The sequence below is a fragment of the Oscillospiraceae bacterium NTUH-002-81 genome (assembly GCA_032620915.1).
GTDB lineage: Bacteria > Bacillota > Clostridia > Lachnospirales > Lachnospiraceae > JAGTTR01.
The window spans coordinates 2446330-2463599 of the sequence record CP136052.1 but is presented as its reverse complement, the minus strand read 5'-3'; the positions used below and the strand labels follow the sequence as shown (position 1 = coordinate 2463599).

Annotated in this window: 15 protein-coding genes and 2 pseudogenes; 16 read left to right on the top strand and 1 reads right to left on the bottom strand. The window is 54.0% G+C overall.

Annotation, left to right across the window (positions count from 1 at the left end; all coding sequences use genetic code 11):
* Positions 1-46 precede the first annotated feature (46 nt).
* From def to RJD28_12090, 15 genes and pseudogenes are all read left to right on the top strand, one after another.
* The gene (gene def, locus RJD28_12160; GenBank protein ID WNV57041.1) at positions 47-508 is read left to right on the top strand and encodes a peptide deformylase; all 462 of its coding nucleotides are present in this window, start codon (positions 47-49) and stop codon (positions 506-508) included.
* A 27-nt stretch (positions 509-535) separates the two neighbouring features.
* Positions 536-1477, top strand: coding sequence for a methionyl-tRNA formyltransferase (gene fmt / locus RJD28_12155; protein WNV57040.1), 942 nt, complete (start codon positions 536-538; stop codon positions 1475-1477).
* Positions 1478-2182 carry a zinc metallopeptidase gene (locus tag RJD28_12150; protein WNV57039.1) on the top strand — a complete coding sequence of 235 codons (705 nt, stop codon included), beginning with the start codon at positions 1478-1480 and terminating at the stop codon, positions 2180-2182. It abuts the gene before it with no gap.
* A pseudogene (rsmB, locus tag RJD28_12145) lies at positions 2175-3529 on the top strand (16S rRNA (cytosine(967)-C(5))-methyltransferase RsmB). Before RJD28_12150 ends, rsmB begins: the two are co-directional and overlap by 8 nt.
* Positions 3530-3541: 12 nt before the next feature.
* Positions 3542-4582, top strand: a complete 1041-nt coding sequence (rlmN, locus tag RJD28_12140) for a 23S rRNA (adenine(2503)-C(2))-methyltransferase RlmN (GenBank protein ID WNV57038.1) — start codon at positions 3542-3544, stop codon at positions 4580-4582.
* Between the two features lie 145 nt (positions 4583-4727).
* Positions 4728-5414 carry a Stp1/IreP family PP2C-type Ser/Thr phosphatase gene (locus tag RJD28_12135; GenBank protein ID WNV57037.1) on the top strand — a complete coding sequence of 229 codons (687 nt, stop codon included), beginning with the start codon at positions 4728-4730 and terminating at the stop codon, positions 5412-5414.
* Complete coding sequence (locus tag RJD28_12130) at positions 5408-7762, top strand: PASTA domain-containing protein (protein WNV59618.1); 2355 nt, start codon at positions 5408-5410, stop codon at positions 7760-7762. The genes RJD28_12135 and RJD28_12130 overlap by 7 nt, the downstream gene beginning before the upstream one ends.
* A gap of 4 nt (positions 7763-7766) precedes the next feature.
* Positions 7767-8652: pseudogene (gene rsgA, locus RJD28_12125) on the top strand (ribosome small subunit-dependent GTPase A).
* A gap of 1 nt (position 8653) precedes the next feature.
* Entirely contained in the window at positions 8654-9319 is a 666-nt protein-coding gene (rpe, locus tag RJD28_12120) for a ribulose-phosphate 3-epimerase (protein WNV57036.1), read from the top strand.
* A gap of 81 nt (positions 9320-9400) precedes the next feature.
* A complete protein-coding gene (locus tag RJD28_12115) occupies positions 9401-10120 on the top strand; it encodes a thiamine diphosphokinase (GenBank protein WNV57035.1) in 720 nt (239 codons plus the stop codon).
* 46 nt (positions 10121-10166) lie between these two features.
* Entirely contained in the window at positions 10167-10562 is a 396-nt protein-coding gene (locus tag RJD28_12110) for a hypothetical protein (GenBank protein WNV57034.1), read from the top strand.
* 237 nt (positions 10563-10799) lie between these two features.
* The gene (locus RJD28_12105; protein WNV57033.1) at positions 10800-12161 is read left to right on the top strand and encodes an MATE family efflux transporter; all 1362 of its coding nucleotides are present in this window, start codon (positions 10800-10802) and stop codon (positions 12159-12161) included.
* Positions 12162-12298: 137 nt separating this feature from the next.
* A complete protein-coding gene (gene ychF / locus RJD28_12100) occupies positions 12299-13396 on the top strand; it encodes a redox-regulated ATPase YchF (protein ID WNV57032.1) in 1098 nt (365 codons plus the stop codon).
* A gap of 13 nt (positions 13397-13409) precedes the next feature.
* Complete coding sequence (lgt, locus tag RJD28_12095; protein WNV57031.1) at positions 13410-14282, top strand: prolipoprotein diacylglyceryl transferase; 873 nt, start codon at positions 13410-13412, stop codon at positions 14280-14282.
* 120 nt (positions 14283-14402) lie between these two features.
* Positions 14403-15443: a DUF5067 domain-containing protein gene (locus RJD28_12090; protein ID WNV57030.1), complete on the top strand. Its 1041-nt coding sequence runs from the start codon at positions 14403-14405 to the stop codon at positions 15441-15443.
* A 38-nt stretch (positions 15444-15481) separates the two neighbouring features.
* Here RJD28_12090 and RJD28_12085 read toward each other — a convergent pair whose 3' ends face one another.
* On the bottom strand, positions 15482-16270 hold the full coding sequence (locus tag RJD28_12085; protein ID WNV57029.1) for a DUF6612 family protein: 789 nt from the start codon (positions 16268-16270) through the stop codon (positions 15482-15484).
* A 538-nt stretch (positions 16271-16808) separates the two neighbouring features.
* Here RJD28_12085 and mraZ point away from each other — a divergent pair.
* A complete protein-coding gene (mraZ, locus tag RJD28_12080) occupies positions 16809-17240 on the top strand; it encodes a division/cell wall cluster transcriptional repressor MraZ (GenBank protein WNV57028.1) in 432 nt (143 codons plus the stop codon).
* The last annotated feature ends 30 nt before the right edge of the window (positions 17241-17270 follow it).

Sequence of the window (17270 nt, the reverse complement as noted above, 5' to 3'; positions counted from 1 at the left end):
ATAAAAACAGGAACAGAGATTTTTGTACAGATAAGGAGAGAGGACAATGGCATTAAGACAGATCAGAGTGATGGGAGACGAGGTACTGACCAAGCAGTGCAGAGAGGTAAAGGAGATGACGCCGCGGCTGAAAACCCTTATTTCGGATATGTTTGAGACAATGTATGATGCCTGCGGTGTGGGCCTGGCGGCTCCCCAGGTGGGCATTTTGAAACGGATTTTTGTGGTGGATACCACAGGAGATACACCCCGGGTGTTTATCAACCCCGAGATCGTGGAAACCTCTGGAGAGCAGACCGGGGAAGAGGGGTGCTTGAGCGTGCCGGGCAAGTGTGCCGTTGTCACCAGACCCAACTATGTGAAGGTGCGTGCCCTGGATGAGAACATGGAGCCCTTCGAACTGGAAGCCACCGAGCTTCTGGCCCGGGCGGTGCTGCATGAGAATGACCATCTGGACGGCCATCTTTATGTGGAGAAGGCCGAAGGCGAGATCATGGACGTGGAATAACCATCCGCAGGCAGAGGAGGAATACAGATGAGAGTAGTATTTATGGGAACACCGGATTTTGCGGTGGGCACCCTGGAAGCGCTGGTGAAGGCCGGACATGAGGTGGTGCTGGCCGTGACCCAGCCGGATAAACCAAAGGGAAGAGGCAAGGCCATGCAGCCGACACCGGTAAAGGAAGCGGCAGAGGCCCACGGCATCCCGGTGTATCAGCCGGTGAAGATCCGGGAAACATCCTGTGTGGACTATCTGCGCACCTTTCAGCCGGACGTCATCGTGGTGGTGGCTTTCGGACAGATCCTGCCGAAGTCCATTCTGGAAATGCCGCGATACGGCTGCGTCAACGTCCATGCCTCCCTGCTGCCCAAATACCGGGGCGCAGCGCCCATCCAGTGGGCGGTCATTGACGGGGAAAAAGAAACTGGCGTGACCACCATGCGCATGGATGAGGGGCTGGACACCGGCGACATGATCTTGAAATGTGTGGTGCCCCTGGATGAGAAAGAGACCGGCGGCAGCCTGTTTGACAAATTAAGCAGGGCAGGCGCTGACCTGCTCATCGAGACGCTGCGGCAGCTGGAAAATGGCACCGCCGTTTTCACAAAACAGGATTCCAGCCAGTCCACCTATGCGGGCATGATCAAAAAGAGCCTGGGGCAGATCGACTGGAAGATGGAGGCGGCGCGCATTGAGTGCCTCATCCGGGGCCTGAATCCCTGGCCCAGCGCCTATACGAAGCTGGGCGGCAAGACATTGAAAATCTGGAGTGCGGAAGTGACGGATCAGCCATCCACCGGGCATATGCCGGGGGAAGTGGTATCTGCGGACGGCGCCCTGTATGTGGCGGCGGGCGACCGGGTGCTGGCCCTCACCGAGGTGCAGCTGGAAGGAAAGAAACGCATGGACACGGAGGCATTTTTACGCGGCTATGAAGTGCTTCCGGGCACCGTGCTGGGACAGGAGGAAGCATAAATGTATGGATTTGGTTTTTACCGGTTTGACGGCACGTACATTCTCGTACTCATCGGTGTGGTGCTGTCCATGCTGGCATCTTCAAAAGTAAAAAGTACATTCAACAAATATTCCCGGGTGCGGAGTATGGCCGGGATCACCGGCGCCGAGGCGGCGGAGCGGATCCTGCGCCAGTCCGGCATCTACGATGTGCGCATCGAGCACATCAGCGGCAATCTCACCGACCACTACGATCCGTCCAGCAAGGTACTGCGGCTGTCGGATTCCGTGTATGGATCCACTTCTGTGGCTGCTATCGGTGTGGCGGCCCATGAGTGCGGTCATGCGGTACAGCATCAGGTGGGCTATGTGCCCCTGTCTATCCGTTCGGCCCTGGTGCCCGTTGCCAATTTTGGCTCCAGTCTGTCCTGGCCCATCTTTGTGGCAGGTCTGATCTTTTCCATCGGGCCCCTGCTGGACATCGGTATTATCCTGTTCCTGGCAGCCGTGCTGTTCCAGGTGGTGACCCTGCCGGTGGAATTTAACGCCTCTGCAAGAGCCATCCGTCTGCTGGACAGCTGCGGCATTCTGGGCCAGCAGGAGATCGGCGGCACGAAGAAGGTGCTGACAGCGGCTGCCCTCACCTATGTGGCAAGCCTGGCGGCATCCATTTTACAGCTGCTGCGGCTTTTAATCCTGGCAGGAGGAAGACGGAGAAATGACTAAGGACAATCCCAACGTGCGGGAGCTGGCGTTGTATGTGCTGACAGAGGTGACAGACCGCGGGGAGTACAGCAACCATGTGCTGAAAAATGTGCTGGAAAAATACCAGTATATGGAGAAAAGAGACCGGGCGTTCCTAAGCCGCCTGTGTGAGGGAACGCTGGAACAGCTCATCCGCATCGACGATGTGCTGAACCGGTTTTCCAAGGTGCCGGTGAAAAAAATGAAGCCGGTGATCCGGGGCATCCTGCGGCTGGGCGTCTACCAGCTGTTGTTCATGGACAGCGTGCCGGACGCGGCGGTGTGCAACGAATCGGTGAAGCTGGCTACCCGCAAGGGCTTTTACAATCTGAAGGGCTTTGTCAACGGTGTGCTTCGAAGTATCGCAAGAGAAAAAGACAAAGCATTACAGGTGGAGGGAAGCGGGGAAGCTTATCTTTCTGTCCGCTATTCTATGCCCCGCTGGATCGTGAAAAAAAATGGCTGGACGTTTATCCGGAAGCTGTGGTGGAGCAGATGCTTCAGGCTTTTCTGGAACCGGCGGCGACCTATATCCGCTGCAACAGCTCCCGGATCTCGCCGGATGCCCTGCGGGCGCGGCTGCAAAAAGAAGGGGCAGAGGCAGTGCCGGACGGATTTGTGCCGGATGCCCTGCGTCTGACAGGATTTGATTATCTGGAAGCCCTGCCTTCCTTCGGGGAAGGACTGTTCCAGGTACAGGATGCTTCCTCTATGCTGCCTGCTTATGTGGCAGCACCCGGACAGGGAGATTGCTGTCTGGATATCTGTGCAGCACCGGGGGGCAAGAGTCTGCAGCTGGCAGATCTGCTGTCGGGGACCGGCAGTGTGGAAGCCAGAGACCTGACGGACTATAAGCTGGGACTTCTGGAAGAAAATATTGCCCGCAGCGGTTTTGCCAACATCGCAGCCAGACAGTGGGATGCCACCATCCCTGACCCGTCCATGGAAGGACGGGCAGATGTGGTACTGGCCGATTTGCCCTGCTCGGGTCTTGGGGTACTGGGCCGCAAGAAGGACATCCGCTACCGGGTGCGGGAGGAAGACCTGCATGCGCTGGCATCGCTGCAGCGACAGATTTTAAGCGTCGCCGCATCCTATGTAAAACCGGGCGGTACGCTGGTATACAGTACCTGTACCATCAACAGAGAAGAAAATGAGGAGAACCTGTTCTGGTTTACGGAGCAGTTTCCTTTTGAACCGGTAAGCCTGGATGACCGGCTGCCAAAGATGCTAAGAGGCGATACAACAAAGAACGGCTATCTGCAGCTGCTGCCGGGAACACACCCTTGCGACGGATTTTTCCTGGCGAAGCTGCGGCGCAAAGCATAAAAGGGGAAGACGATGACGGATATTCGTTCCATGACACTGGAAGAACTGAAAGAGGCCATGACGGCGCTGGGGGAGAAGCCCTTCCGGGCAAAACAGATTTACGAGTGGCTGCACGTGCGGCTGGTGGATGATTTTGACGAGATGACCAACCTGTCCCGGGCTTTGCGGGAAAAGCTGCGGGAAAACTATGCACTGTGGCCGCTGCAGGCGCTGCGGGTGCAGACGTCAAAGATCGACGGCACGAAGAAATTTCTCTTCGCCCTGTCTGACCGGCAGGTGGTGGAAAGCGTGTGGATGCAATACCACCACGGCGACTCCGTCTGTATTTCTTCCCAGGTGGGCTGTCGCATGGGCTGCAAATTCTGCGCCTCCGGTATCGGCGGTCTGGTGCGGAACCTGACCGTGGGGGAAATGCTGGCCCAGGTGTATGCTATCCAGAAGCTCACCGGGGAGCGGGTGTCCAATGTGGTCGTCATGGGCACGGGAGAACCCTTCGACAACTACGACACTCTCATCCAGTTCCTGCGGATGCTCACTGACACCAACGGTTTAAATATCAGCCAGCGCAACATCACCGTGTCCACCTGTGGCATCGTGCCGAAGATCCGCGCCTTTGCCGAGGAAGACCTGCAGGTGACGCTGGCCCTGTCCTTACACGCCTCGGACAACGAGAAGCGCAAAGAGCTGATGCCCATTGCCTACACCTATTCCCTGGGGGAGGTCATGGATGCCTGCCGGTATTATTTTCAGAAAACCGGCCGCCGGATGACCTATGAGTACAGTCTGGTGGGCGGCGTCAACGACACCCGGGAGGATGCGAAAGCGCTGGTGGGGCTGCTGCGGGGGCAGAACTGCCATGTGAACCTGATCCCGGTGAACCCGGTGAAGGAGAAGGGTTACGTCCAGCCGGACCGCACGGCGGTGCTGGATTTTAAAGATAAGCTGGAAAAATACGGGATCAATGCGACAATCCGAAGAGAAATGGGAAGAGATATTGACGGCGCCTGCGGACAGCTGCGCCGAAGCTACGAGAAATCCTCTGAGACACTTTAAAGTGTCCGGGGGATTGTTCTTTTTCCCCGGGTTGTGATAAGATAACTACGATATTATACAGAAAGGCGCATGGTAAGACGCATGAAAGCGATAGCGATCACAGACGTGGGAAAAAAAGCGATCCATGAATCAGGACTACGTCTTTATGTCGAAGGAACCGGTGGGCAATCTGCCCAACCTTTTTATTGTGGCGGACGGCATGGGCGGCCACAAGGCGGGAGATTTTGCATCCCGGTATGCGGTGGCGGTCATCACAGAATCCATCGGGCGTTCCGATGAGACGAATCCGGTGAAGCTGCTGCGCAGTGCCATTGAGCAGGCGAACCGGGAGATCATTGAGAAAGCCGGAAGTTCGCCGGAATATGAGGGAATGGGGACGACGCTGGTGGCGGCCTGTATCATGCATGGGTATACGTATATTGCCAATGTGGGAGACAGCCGGCTGTATGTCATCAACCGGGAGGAGATCCGACAGGTGACAAGAGACCATTCGCTGGTAGAGGAAATGGTCCGGATGGGCGAGATCCGCAGGGAGGAAGCCAGATTTCATCCGGATAAGAACGTCATTACGAGAGCCATCGGGGCAGAGTATGACGTGAAGATAGATTTTTTCGGGCACAAGCTTCGTGATAACGATAAGATCCTGCTGTGCTCTGACGGTCTGACCAATATGCTGGAGGACGAGGAGATTTTCGATATCGTCAACCGGCCGGAAGAACTGTCCAGACGGGCGGGAGAACTGATTAACCGGGCCAATACATACGGAGGAAAGGACAATATCTCCGTGATCCTGGTAGAACCGTTTGAAGAAGAGGTGAAGGCATGTTGTTGAGAAAAGGAATGTTTATTGGAGATAGATATGAGGTGATTTCCCATATTGGCGTAGGGGGAATGGCCGATGTATATAAAGGAAAAGACCACAAGCTGGACCGGTATGTGGCCATCAAGGTGCTGAAGGAGGAATTCCGCGGGGACAAGGGCTTCGTGGCAAAATTCCGGGCAGAGGCCCAGGCGGCAGCCCGTCTGGCCCATCCCAACGTGGTAAATGTGTACGATGTCGGCGATGAGGACGGCATTAACTATATCATTATGGAACTGGTGGAGGGCATTACCCTCAAAAATTATATCGAGCGCAAGGGCAAGCTGACCGTCCGGGAGACGACCAGCATTGCCATTCAGGTGGCCATGGGCATTGAGGCGGCCCACAATCTGAACATTGTGCACCGGGACATCAAGCCCCAGAACATCATCATTTCCAGAGAAGGAAAGGTGAAAGTGACGGATTTTGGCATTGCCAAGGTGGCATCCAGCCGCACCATCAGCTCGGTGACCATGGGTTCCGTGCACTACACGTCCCCGGAGCAGGCCCGCGGCGGCTACAGCGATGCCAAGAGCGATATTTATTCCCTTGGTATCGTTATGTATGAGATGATCACCGGCCGGGTGCCCTTTGACGGGGAAACGGCAGTGACTGTGGCGGTGAAGCACCTGCAGGAAGAGATGGTGCCGCCCCATGTATACGCGCCGGAGATCCCGGTGAGCCTGGAGGAGATCATTTTAAAATGTACCCAGAAAAGCCAGGAGCGCCGGTATGCCAATGTGGCAGAGCTTCTGAAGGATCTGAAGCAGTCGCTGGTGACACCGGATGCTTCCTTTGTAAAAATCATTTCCCCGGATGAGACAGGCAAGACCATGCTGTTCACCAAGGGAGATATGAATAAGATCAAGGCCGATGCTTATGGAGACAATGCCGCTTATGCGGACGCCTACGGTGCAGACCAGAACGGTTATGCCCAGAATGGATATGCCGATGGTTATGAGCAGGGGTATGCCGATCAGGGCTACGGCGAAGGCGGATATGACGACCAGTACGCCGGTGAGGATGGCTATGCCGGAGACGGCCGGTACGACCAGAATGGCCGTTATGCCGATGATGCTTACGGCGGCGGACAGGGGCGCTACGCCGATGATTATGATCCTGCCTACGAGGAAGGGGATTATGACGACGATGGCTACGCAGAAGACGACTATGATGAAGAGGATTACGAAGGCGACGATTACGATGACGGCTACGACGAGGATGACTATGACGATTCTTACGACGACCGCCGCAGCCGGAAGAAGAAAAGCCGGTATGAGGACGAGGAGGATGACGAGCAGGGCGAGCTGAACCCGAAGCTGGAGAAGCTCATGTTCGTGGGCGGTATCATCGTGGCGGTGATCATTGCCTGCATCATTCTGGTGCTCATCGGAAAAGCCTTCGGTCTGTTTAAGTTTGGCAGCAAGTCCAATACGGATCAGCAGGAGACCACCGAGGACTCCGGGCAGGTAGAGATGCCCAAGCTGGTGGGAGAGCAGTACAGCGATGTGCAGAAGACACTGACTTCCTTAGGGCTTTTGGTAAAGGCAACCTACCAGGAGGCAGATAATTATGAAGAGGGCCAGGTCATGACCCAGTCGGTGGCCGAGGGCGAGATGGTAAAGACCGGCGCCACCATCAACGTGACGGTGTGCAGCGGCAAGGAGGTCATCAGCCTGCCGTCCCTGGAGGGCAAGGAGCAGAGCGCGGCGGAGCAGGCGCTGAAGGATCTGGGCCTGACTGCGGACACCCAGTTCGCCTACAGTGATACGGTGGATGTGGGAAAAGTTATTTCCACGAATCCCGCTTCCGGCAGTGATGTGGTGAAAGGCCAGCAGATCACCGTGACGGTGAGCCAGGGGCCGGAGACCAAGACCGGAACCGTGCCCAATGTGGTGAAGATGACCCAGGCAGACGCCCAGGCGGCCATCATTGCTGCCGGGTTCAAGGTGGGTTCCATCACCGAGGGCTCCAGCGATGAGGTGACCGAGGGCCGTGTCATCAGCCAGAGTGTGGTGTCCGGCACGAAGATGGATCAGGGTAAGACCATAGATCTGGTTGTCAGTACCGGCAGTGATGCACCGACAGTCCCCAATGTGGTAGGATCAGATTTTGAGGATGCCCAGGAAACACTGGAAGCACTGGGTTATGTGGTTAAGGAAGAAACCCAGTATCATGCAACAGTGGCTGAGGGAAATGTGGCATCCCAGTCGGTGGCAGCTAACACCAAAGCGGCAAAGGGGACGACCATCACCCTTTATGTGAGCCTTGGACCGGAGCCGGCCCAGGATCATACGCAGGCACCGGAGGAAGGGCAGTAACCATATGCAGGGAAAGATTATCAAGGGCATCGGCGGATTTTATTATGTGGACGCTGCCGGGGCAGACGGCGGCGTGTATGAATGCCGGGCCAGAGGCATTTTCAGAAAAAGAGAAGCGCAAACCCCTGGTGGGGGACGATGTGGAGATCGAGGTGATCTCTCAGGAAGAGAAGACCGGCAATCTTATCGACATCCTGCCCCGGAGAAGCGAACTCATCCGTCCGGCGGTGGCCAACGTGGATCAGGCGCTGGTGATCTTTGCCTCCATCCGTCCGGCACCCAACTTCAACCTGCTGGATCGGTTTCTGCTCATGATGCGCAGACAGGACATTCCCACGGTGATCTGCTTTAATAAGAAGGATCTGGTATCACCGGAGGAACTGGAAAATTTACAGAAAATCTATGAAAACAGCGGCTGCCGTCTCCTGTTTACCAGTGCGCTGGAGGGAAAAAATCTGGAGCTGTTGAAAGGTCTCCTGAAAGGGAAGACCACCACCGTGGCGGGCCCTTCCGGTGTGGGAAAATCTTCCCTCATCAACGCCCTGGGCGGCGTGGAAGTGATGGAGACCGGCATGGTGAGCCAGAAGATCGACCGGGGACGACACACCACGAGACATTCCCAGCTCATCCCCCTGGGGGAGGACACGTACATCGTGGATACCCCGGGATTTTCTTCCCTTTATGTGGAGGATATGGAAAAAGAAGAGCTGAAAGACTATATCCCGGAATTTTACCCCTACGAGGGGAACTGCCGTTTCAGCCCCTGCACCCACACCCATGAGCCGGGCTGTGCGGTGAAGGAAGCGCTGGAGGTCGGGGCCATTTCCCGGATGCGGTATGACAATTATGTACTCATGTATGAAGAACTGAAACAGAAAAGGAGATATTAGCATGTATATACTGGCACCTTCGATTTTATCCGCAGATTTTGCGGTGCTGGGCAGTGATGTGAAGCGGGCGGTGGACGCCGGCGCGAAATATGTGCACATTGATGTGATGGACGGCCAGTTTGTGCCGCGGATCAGCTTTGGCGACCCCATCGTGGCGTCCCTGCGGCCCGTGACAGATGCCTTTCTGGATGTACATCTGATGGTGGAGGAGCCGGGACGGTTTACGGATATTTATCAAAAATCCGGGGCAGACGGCATGACCGTCCATGTGGAAGCCTGCAAGGATGTGCGGGCAACGCTGGAGGGCATCAGGGCGGCAGGCATGCGCTGCGGCGTGACGCTGAATCCGGCTACCCCACTGGAAACGATTGAGCCGGTGCTGGATCTGGTGGACATGGTGCTCATCATGAGCGTGCAGCCGGGACTGGGCGGTCAGAAATACATCCCGTCCTCCACAGACAAGATCCGTCGGCTGAAAGCCATGCTGGATGCCCGGGGCAGCAAGGCCGACATTCAGGTGGACGGCGGTGTGTCGGCAGCCAATCTGCGGGAGGTGCTGGACGCCGGGGCCAATATCATCGTGGCCGGTTCTGCCGTGTTCGGCGGTGATATCGAGGGTAAGACCCGGGCACTGATGTCTGTGCTGGATGAGTATAATCAACGGTAGAGCGGATATACATGGAATAGAGATTGCCCGAAAACCGTGTGATCGGCGGAATGGCGGAATGCACAGGATATGGAGAGAAAAATGCAGGTATTGATTATCAGCGGGGGCAGTATAGATACAAAATACGCCCTTGCTTTTTTGAGCAAAAGAGAATATGATTATGTAATTGCTGTGGATAAAGGGGCGTTGTTCTGCTGGGAGAACGGCATCCGGCCGGATCTTCTGACCGGGGATTTCGATACACTTTCTCCGGAAATCCTGAAGAAATGGGAGGCTCAGGGAGTTCCTGTGCGCAGGTTCCGGCCGGAGAAGGATGATGCGGATATTGAGATCGCATTGCAGGAGGCAAGAGAATTTCTGGCTGCAGGAGAGCAGCAGAGGATAACGCATGCACAGGAGGAAGCATCCGTGTCTTATGTGGATGGAAATGCAGCAGATCATATGATTACCATTTTGGGCGGTACCGGCACAAGACTGGATCATATGCTGGGCACGATTTATGCGATGGCAGGACTGGGGCCTGATTACCCCTGTGAACTGGTAGATGCGCATAACCGGGTTCGGCTTTTGTGGCCAGGCACCTATGTGAAGGAGCGAAAGACATGTACGAAGTCGTACATTTCCCTGCTTCCCATTGGCGGAGATGTGACCGGCATTACGCTGCAGGGATTCAAGTATCCGCTGCATATGCACACCATGACGTGTGCCAACACTCTGGGAGTCAGCAATGAACTGACAGAGAACCGGGGCATGATTTCGTTTCAGACAGGAATCCTGGCCTGCTTTGAGACCAGGGACTGATTCTGAATAGATTACATTATGTGTGTAAAAGAGGAGAATGAAGAAAATGAAGAATCAGATGGTAAAGACGATGGGGAAAACGGCAGCAGGATTGCTGGCTGTATGTATGCTGGCATCTATGTCCGGATGTCAGAAAGCAGACAATGCAAGCGAGGCGGGCAACAGCAGTGCAGGTACGCTCGGTATGCAGGGTGTGGAATCCTCCATTATGGAGAACGAGCAGACGGAGGAAGAGGACAACGGGCTTACGTCTGCATTTGCAGACTGGCAGCCCAAGTTTGAAGAGCAGTTTGAAGAGGTTTACAAGGTTCCGGTGGATCACTATGAGGAAATCAAGGATGGATTCTATACCGTCTATGCAGAGAAAGATGGAGAGGTGGTTCCTTTTGTAACACTGGATGCCAAAAGCGGTGTATATGAGGAAATTGCCGAGGACAGATAAGAGAATTTAAATGAAGAGCAGAGAAAGGGAGCTGACGCACAGTATGACGGGTGCGTCAGCTCCTTTTCTGCTACGGTTTTTCTGTGGCATTAAAATAAAGCTTGCATATCTGCTGTAATACAGGGATAATAGGAAAGACACGCAGAGAAATGTATATTCTTTCAAAAGAGCGCTTTTACAGGGCGGATAAGTAGGAATGTGCATAAAGAACATTTTTTGAAGAGACAGGAAGCAGTTATGGAATCAAATTTGACAAATGGCCCGATTTTTAAGACATTGACGAAACTTGCCATTCCGATCATGGCATCTTCTTTTTTGGGAACATTATATAATATTACGGATATGGCCTGGATTGGTCTGCTGGGGGCCAGGGCTGTTGCTGGTGTCGGTGTCGGCGGCATGTTTACCTGGCTGTCTCAGGGACTGGCTACGATGGCACGCATGGGAGGACAGGTTCAGGTCGCACAGTGCATAGGCCGGGGAGACAGGGAAAGCGCACATGGATATGCGCAGACTGCAGTACAGTTATCTTGTATGATGGGTATGGTTTATGCTCTGGCAGTGCTTGTATTTGTACGTCCACTGGTTGGATTTTTCCGGTTGTCGGATCCGGAAGCCTATCGTGCGGCACTTTCCTATACAAAGATTGCCTGCGGATTCATTGTATTTTCTTTTCTGTCATTGACATTGACGGGGTTGTATATGGCTGAAGGTGATTCGAAGACGCCCTTTGTGGCAAACCTTGTCGGTCTGGCAGCGAATATGATTTTAGATCCACTCCTGATTATGGGAATTGGTTTTTGCCCGAAACTTGGTGCTGCGGGAGCAGCGATAGCTACAGTGACGGCGCAGGCTATCGTCATGCTGCTGTTGATCGCCGGTATTTTTCTGAAAAAACAGGAACATGCCTTACAGGGGATCCATTTGTTTTCCCACATTCACGGAACCTATGTCGAAGGGATCTGCCGGATAGGGATTCCGAGCGCATTACAGGGAATGGCATATTGTGTGATTTCTATGGTATTGACCCGTATGATATCCGTCTATGGATCGGACGCGGTGGCAACGCAACGCGTGGGCGGACAGATCGAGTCGGTCTCCTGGAACACGGCAGATGGATTTGCGGCTGCCCTGAATGCTTTTGTGGCACAGAATTACGGTGCCGGAAAGAAAGACCGGATCAAAAAAGGGTACAATGCAGCTTTCATTTGTGTCGGTGTATGGGGATTATTTATCACGGCAGCATTTGTGTTTTTTCCGGAAACGATCGCAGGATGCTTTTTCCATGAAGCCGGTGCAATGGAAATTGCTGTGGGATATTTGATGATTGTCGGTTTCAGCGAAGCCTTTATGTGTGTTGAACTTACGACAGTCGGAGCTTTGTCGGGGCTTGGCAGAACCAATCTTTGCAGCGTGATCAGCATTGTTTTTACCGGGGCAAGGATCCCTCTGGCCATCGTGCTTAGCGGTATATTCGGACTTACCGGGATCTGGTGGGCGATTTCCGCGACATCTGTCATAAAGGGAATTCTGTTTACCGTTGTTTTTTTCTGGCTCATGAATTTTAACTCGTCGTTGGGAAAATCCGGTTTGGATTGAAAAAAAAGAGTCCTTATGCTATCATATATAGTTGCGTTGGACTCTTTTTTTGTTGCAGGAAAAAAGGGCGTACAAGAAATCTAAGGAAAGGCGAAAACCCCGATAAATCAAAGGTTTTCGGACAGGTAAAACATAAAATGAAATTAGGTATCGTCGGTCTGCCGAATGTCGGCAAAAGTACACTTTTCAACTCTCTGACCAAGGCGGGTGCGGAGTCTGCCAACTATCCGTTCTGTACCATCGACCCGAACATCGGTATCGTGGCAGTGCCGGATGAGCGTCTCCGTCTGCTGGGCGACATGTATCATTCCAAGAAGGTGACACCGGCCACCATTGAGTTTGTGGACATCGCCGGTCTGGTAAAGGGCGCGTCCAAGGGCGAGGGCCTGGGCAACCAGTTCCTGTCCAATATTCGTGAGGTAGACGCCATCGTTCATGTGGTGCGCTGCTTTGAGGACAGCAATGTGGTGCATGTGGACGGCAGTGTGAACCCGTTGCGGGACATTGAGACCATCAACTTCGAGCTGATCTTCTCGGACGTGGAGATCCTGGAGCGCCGGATCGCAAAAGCGTCCAGAGGCGCCAAGAATGACAAGGAGCTGGCCAAGGAAGTGGCTTTCCTGGAGCGGATCAAAGCCCATCTGGAGGATGGCAAGCTGGCAAGAAGCCTGCAGGTGGACGATGAGGATGAGCAGGCATGGATCGCTTCCTATAATCTGCTGACCTACAAGCCGGTGATCTACGCGGCCAACGTTTCCGAGGATGATCTGGCGGACGACGGTGCAAGCAACGCCTATGTACAGCAGGTGCGGGAGTATGCAGCGAGCGAGGGCAGTGAGGTGTTTGTCATCTGCGCCCAGATCGAGGAGGAGATCTCCCAGCTGGAGGAGGATGAGAAGGCCATGTTCCTGGAGGATCTGGGTCTGAAGGAGTCCGGTCTGGAGAAACTGATCCGGGCAAGCTATCATCTGCTGGGGCTGTTAAGCTTCCTGACCTCCGGGGAGGATGAGACGAGAGCATGGACAATCAAGGCCGGAACAAAGGCACCTCAGGCGGCAGGCAAGATCCATACAGACTTTGAACGTGGTTTTATCCGGGCTGAGGTGGTGAATTATAAGGATCTGCTGGACTGCCAGGCTTATGCGGCAGCCAGAGAGAAGGGCCTTGTCCGTCTGGAGGGAAAGGATTACGTAGTAAAAGACGGTGATGTGATCCTGTTCCGCTTTAACGTATAGGAGAGGGATGTCTATGGACTGGAATATCAACTTTCCCCATCTGGGCATTTATCTGGAGCATGTGGGTAAGAGCATATCGATTGGCGGATTTACCATTGCCTATTATGGCATCGTTATTGGCATCGGCATCATCGGTGGTTTGATGCTGGCCCAGTGGCAGGCCAGACGCACCGGTCAGGATCCGGAGATGTATCTGGATCTGGCCATGATCGCTGTGGTGCTTTCTATTATTGGTGCCCGGGTGTATTATGTGGTATTTGCATGGGATATGTACAAGGACGACCTGCTCAGTATTTTCAATATCCGCAACGGCGGTCTGGCCATCTACGGTGGTGTGCTGACAGCCATCGCCACCGTATTTGTGTTTGCCAAAGTGAAAAAACAGCCCTTTGGCCTGCTGACGGATACGGCTGGGCTGGGGCTGATACTGGGACAGGTGGTTGGACGCTGGGGTAATTTCTTCAATCGGGAAGCTTTTGGCGGTTATACAGATAATCTTCTGGCTATGCAGCTGCCGGTGAGTGCGGTGCGCCGGTCGGATATCAGTGCAGATCTGGCGGCACATATCATGAACGTAGGCGGTATTGATTATATTCAGGTGCATCCCACCTTCCTGTATGAATCTCTGTGGAATTTATGTGTGCTTCTTTTTCTTATCTGGTATTCGCCGAAAAAGAAATTCCACGGTGAAGTGTTCTGCCTGTATCTGCTCCTTTACGGCATTGGCCGTTTCTGGATTGAGGGCCTGCGGACAGACCAGCTGATTTTCTTCGGAACTGGGCTTGCGGTTTCCCAGATGCTGGCGGTGGCGATGGTAGTTGTTTCTCTTGGTATCATCCTCGTTGGACGGAAGCACAGGAAGGCAGAAACGCAGGCGAAATCTTAAAATTTTATGACAAACCTGTGAAAAATTTATGGAAATTCACTCTGACGGAGGGGAATGTGGTAGTATAGAAGTCGAACAGAATCCCTGTGGGGTTTGGAATAAAGAAGGAGTGAAGATAAGATGAGCAGTCAGAGAAACAGTCGCGGCGGCGGAGCGGGGAGCCGTCAGCAGGATCATCGCAGAAGAGCAGGAGGAAGAGGACGCAGAGGGCCGCGGTTCACGGGAGCCAGACTGGGGCTGGGCGTACTGTGTATCCTGGCTGCCCTGGGGCTTGTGTACCGGTCGGTGCTGGCCGGTGTGTTCAAGGAAGGCGCAGGCATCGGTATGCTGGGACTGATCCCGGCGGTGCTGTTCTTCTTTGGGGGCGTGATGGCCATTCAGATGCGGCACCGGGCAGCGCCGGTGGCATTTCTGACACCGTTCCTGTTCTGCCTGCTGGCAGATATCACTTGCCTCATCCATGCATCGAAGATGAACGAATGGAAGCTGTGGGCCGTGGCAGCAGCAGTGCTGGCAGTTCTTTTCCTTGTTTTTCTGTGTCTGCACCGGCAGCGGGGACTGACAGTGCCGGTGGTGCTTCTCGTTGTGACAGTGGTGCTCACGGCAGTGGTTTGTCTGCTGGTCAAAGGCTCTGCTGCGCAGGGGAACGGTACCCAGACCCAGAGCAGCGACGGGACGGCCACAGATGGCACCCAGACCGGAACGGATGGCACGGCTGCGGATGGTACGGCGGCTGGCAGCGAGACCGGCACAGACGGAACGTCCACGGATGCTTCTCAGAGTACGGACGCCTCCGGTACACTGAATCTGGTGACCGATTCCTTTACCCTCAAATATGTGCGGCATGAGATGGGGGAAGATGTGAACGGCAGTCCCTGTGTGTATGTTTATTATGATTTCACCAACAACAGCGATCAGGCCGTGTCCATCCCGTCCGTATCCTACACGAAGCTGACCCAGAACGGCAGCGAGTGCGGCAAGGCTTCCGTGGCAGAGATGAATGACGAGATGAACAACTACAAGACCGAAGTACAGCCCGGGGCTACCGTGACAGCCTGCGAGGTTTACTCCGTCAGCGATACGTCCGATGCGCTGCTGGAGGCAGTGGAATTTGTGCCCACCAACGCAAAGAGCGCCAGCATGACGCTGACGCTCGAGTAGCAGCTGAACAAAAATCTTTATAGAGCTTTCGAAAGCAGTTAATCTGCTTCCGGGAGCTCTATTTCGTTATAGGCGGACAGATCCGGCAGTTCCACGTTTACGGGCTCTCCGGGGTTGTTGAAGGTCATGTGGATGTCTGCGTCCACCGGGATGGAAATGCCGAGAATGCTCATCTCATAGGACATGATCACATGGGCGGCGGTGTAATAGCCATCCTTGTTGATGGTGTAAGTGCCGTGGACATCATGGACATCCATGGCGATCTCTCCCAGAGAAGCCAGCTGATCGCCGATGAGTCCCAGCGCTTCTTTTACCTGTTCGTTCATCTGCGTCGGGTCTGCGGTGAAGGCCAGAACGGTCTGCCCGTTTTCCTCTGTCATGGACAGATCCAGCATCTGCGCAGCCGTGAGATTGGACGTGTTCATGTTCTGCTGCAGCGAGTTCATGATGGTGCTCAGATCGGTGGCGTATTTGTACTTCTCCCCGATCATGTCGGTATAGCACCAGCCGTCATAATAGTAGGTCTGCATATCCAGCTGCTGGGTGATGCCCAGAGCCGATACCGTCATGGCGGAATCGGTGGCGTACTTCATATCCGGTGTGTTGATGCCGGAGCATTTCAGATCCATGTCGGAGACGACGGACACCTTCTGCCCCTCCTGGGACAGCGTCATTTCCATAGCAACACTGGTATCCAGATCGGTAAGGGTGGCCTGTTTGGCGACAGACCGGGCCAGCACCTGCCAGGGGTTCTTGGACACACAGCCCACAACGATCATCAGAACCGTGACGAGAGCCACGCATCCTGCCTGTATCCATTTTTTCATATCATATTCCTCCCTTTGTAAAAGAAAATCGTATTTCTTCTATATTATAGCATGAACCTCTCCCCAGTTCCATTCGTAAAATATATTTCCAGAAAACCCTGTGTGTGGAAAATGTGGACTTGGCTGCGTTGTGTCAGCCATGCCGCCGTTTGAGGGTGAGATTTTCTTTGATTGGGAAGTTCACGAGTGGGAACAGGTGGAGGTGGCCGTCACTTTGTGGGGGGAAGGTGGGGACAAAATGTCCTGTGCCCCTGTTTTTACAGTCAAAAAAGTGGGAGTGAGTGGCGGTGGAGACCTTTTGGGCGGGTTACAGTGCACTCGTATGTTCTTTTCATGAGCAAAAATGAGCTGCAAGAGGATTGTTTTTCCATGAATTGGCACCGGCCTTTTGTGAGGTTTTTGAGAAAAAGCCTTGCACTTTCCTGAAAAATGCACTAGAATGAACTCATAAGTGGTGAATTGTGGTGAAAGGTGGTAGCAAGTGGGGGGATTTGTGGTGGAAAAGACAAGCCCCCGGCCAGAGAGCAGGTGATCCAATATGTTTATGGGTGAATACCAGCATAGTGTGGACGCAAAAGGCAGGCTGATCATTCCTTCGAAATATCGCGAACAGCTTGGGGACAAGATGGTTGTGACGAAGGGATTGGATACCTGTCTATATCTGTATCCCATGGAAGAGTGGGAAAAGATGGTGGAGAAGTTCGCTGGCCTGAATTTGCTGAAGGAATCGGAACGAAAGTTCAAACGGCAGTTTATCGCCGGAGCATCGGAATGCGAATTCGACAAGCAGGGAAGAATCCTGCTGCCTGCATCGCTTCGAACACATGTGGGGATAGATAAGGATGTGGTTCTGGCAGGCATGATGGAGCGCATCGAGATCTGGGATAAGGATCGCTGGGAACAGGCTACCAATATTGACGATATGAACGAGATCGCCGAGATGATGGCAGAGCGCGGACTTTCCCTGTAAAACACAACACGCGCGCGGACAGAATACCAA

Bases quoted from the DNA above. Each gene is read 5' to 3' on its own strand.
- def (WNV57041.1), top strand. From the start codon at position 47: ATGGCATTAAGACAGATCAGAGTGATGGGAGACGAGGTACTGACCAAG.
- fmt (WNV57040.1), top strand. From the start codon at position 536: ATGAGAGTAGTATTTATGGGAACACCGGATTTTGCGGTGGGCACCCTG.
- RJD28_12150 (WNV57039.1), top strand. From the start codon at position 1,478: ATGTATGGATTTGGTTTTTACCGGTTTGACGGCACGTACATTCTCGTA.
- rlmN (WNV57038.1), top strand. From the start codon at position 3,542: ATGACGGATATTCGTTCCATGACACTGGAAGAACTGAAAGAGGCCATG.
- RJD28_12135 (WNV57037.1), top strand. From the start codon at position 4,728: ATGTCGAAGGAACCGGTGGGCAATCTGCCCAACCTTTTTATTGTGGCG.
- rpe (WNV57036.1), top strand. From the start codon at position 8,654: ATGTATATACTGGCACCTTCGATTTTATCCGCAGATTTTGCGGTGCTG.
- RJD28_12115 (WNV57035.1), top strand. From the start codon at position 9,401: ATGCAGGTATTGATTATCAGCGGGGGCAGTATAGATACAAAATACGCC.
- RJD28_12110 (WNV57034.1), top strand. From the start codon at position 10,167: ATGAAGAATCAGATGGTAAAGACGATGGGGAAAACGGCAGCAGGATTG.
- RJD28_12105 (WNV57033.1), top strand. From the start codon at position 10,800: ATGGAATCAAATTTGACAAATGGCCCGATTTTTAAGACATTGACGAAA.
- ychF (WNV57032.1), top strand. From the start codon at position 12,299: ATGAAATTAGGTATCGTCGGTCTGCCGAATGTCGGCAAAAGTACACTT.
- lgt (WNV57031.1), top strand. From the start codon at position 13,410: ATGGACTGGAATATCAACTTTCCCCATCTGGGCATTTATCTGGAGCAT.
- RJD28_12090 (WNV57030.1), top strand. From the start codon at position 14,403: ATGAGCAGTCAGAGAAACAGTCGCGGCGGCGGAGCGGGGAGCCGTCAG.
- RJD28_12085 (WNV57029.1), bottom strand. From the start codon at position 16,270: ATGAAAAAATGGATACAGGCAGGATGCGTGGCTCTCGTCACGGTTCTG.
- mraZ (WNV57028.1), top strand. From the start codon at position 16,809: ATGTTTATGGGTGAATACCAGCATAGTGTGGACGCAAAAGGCAGGCTG.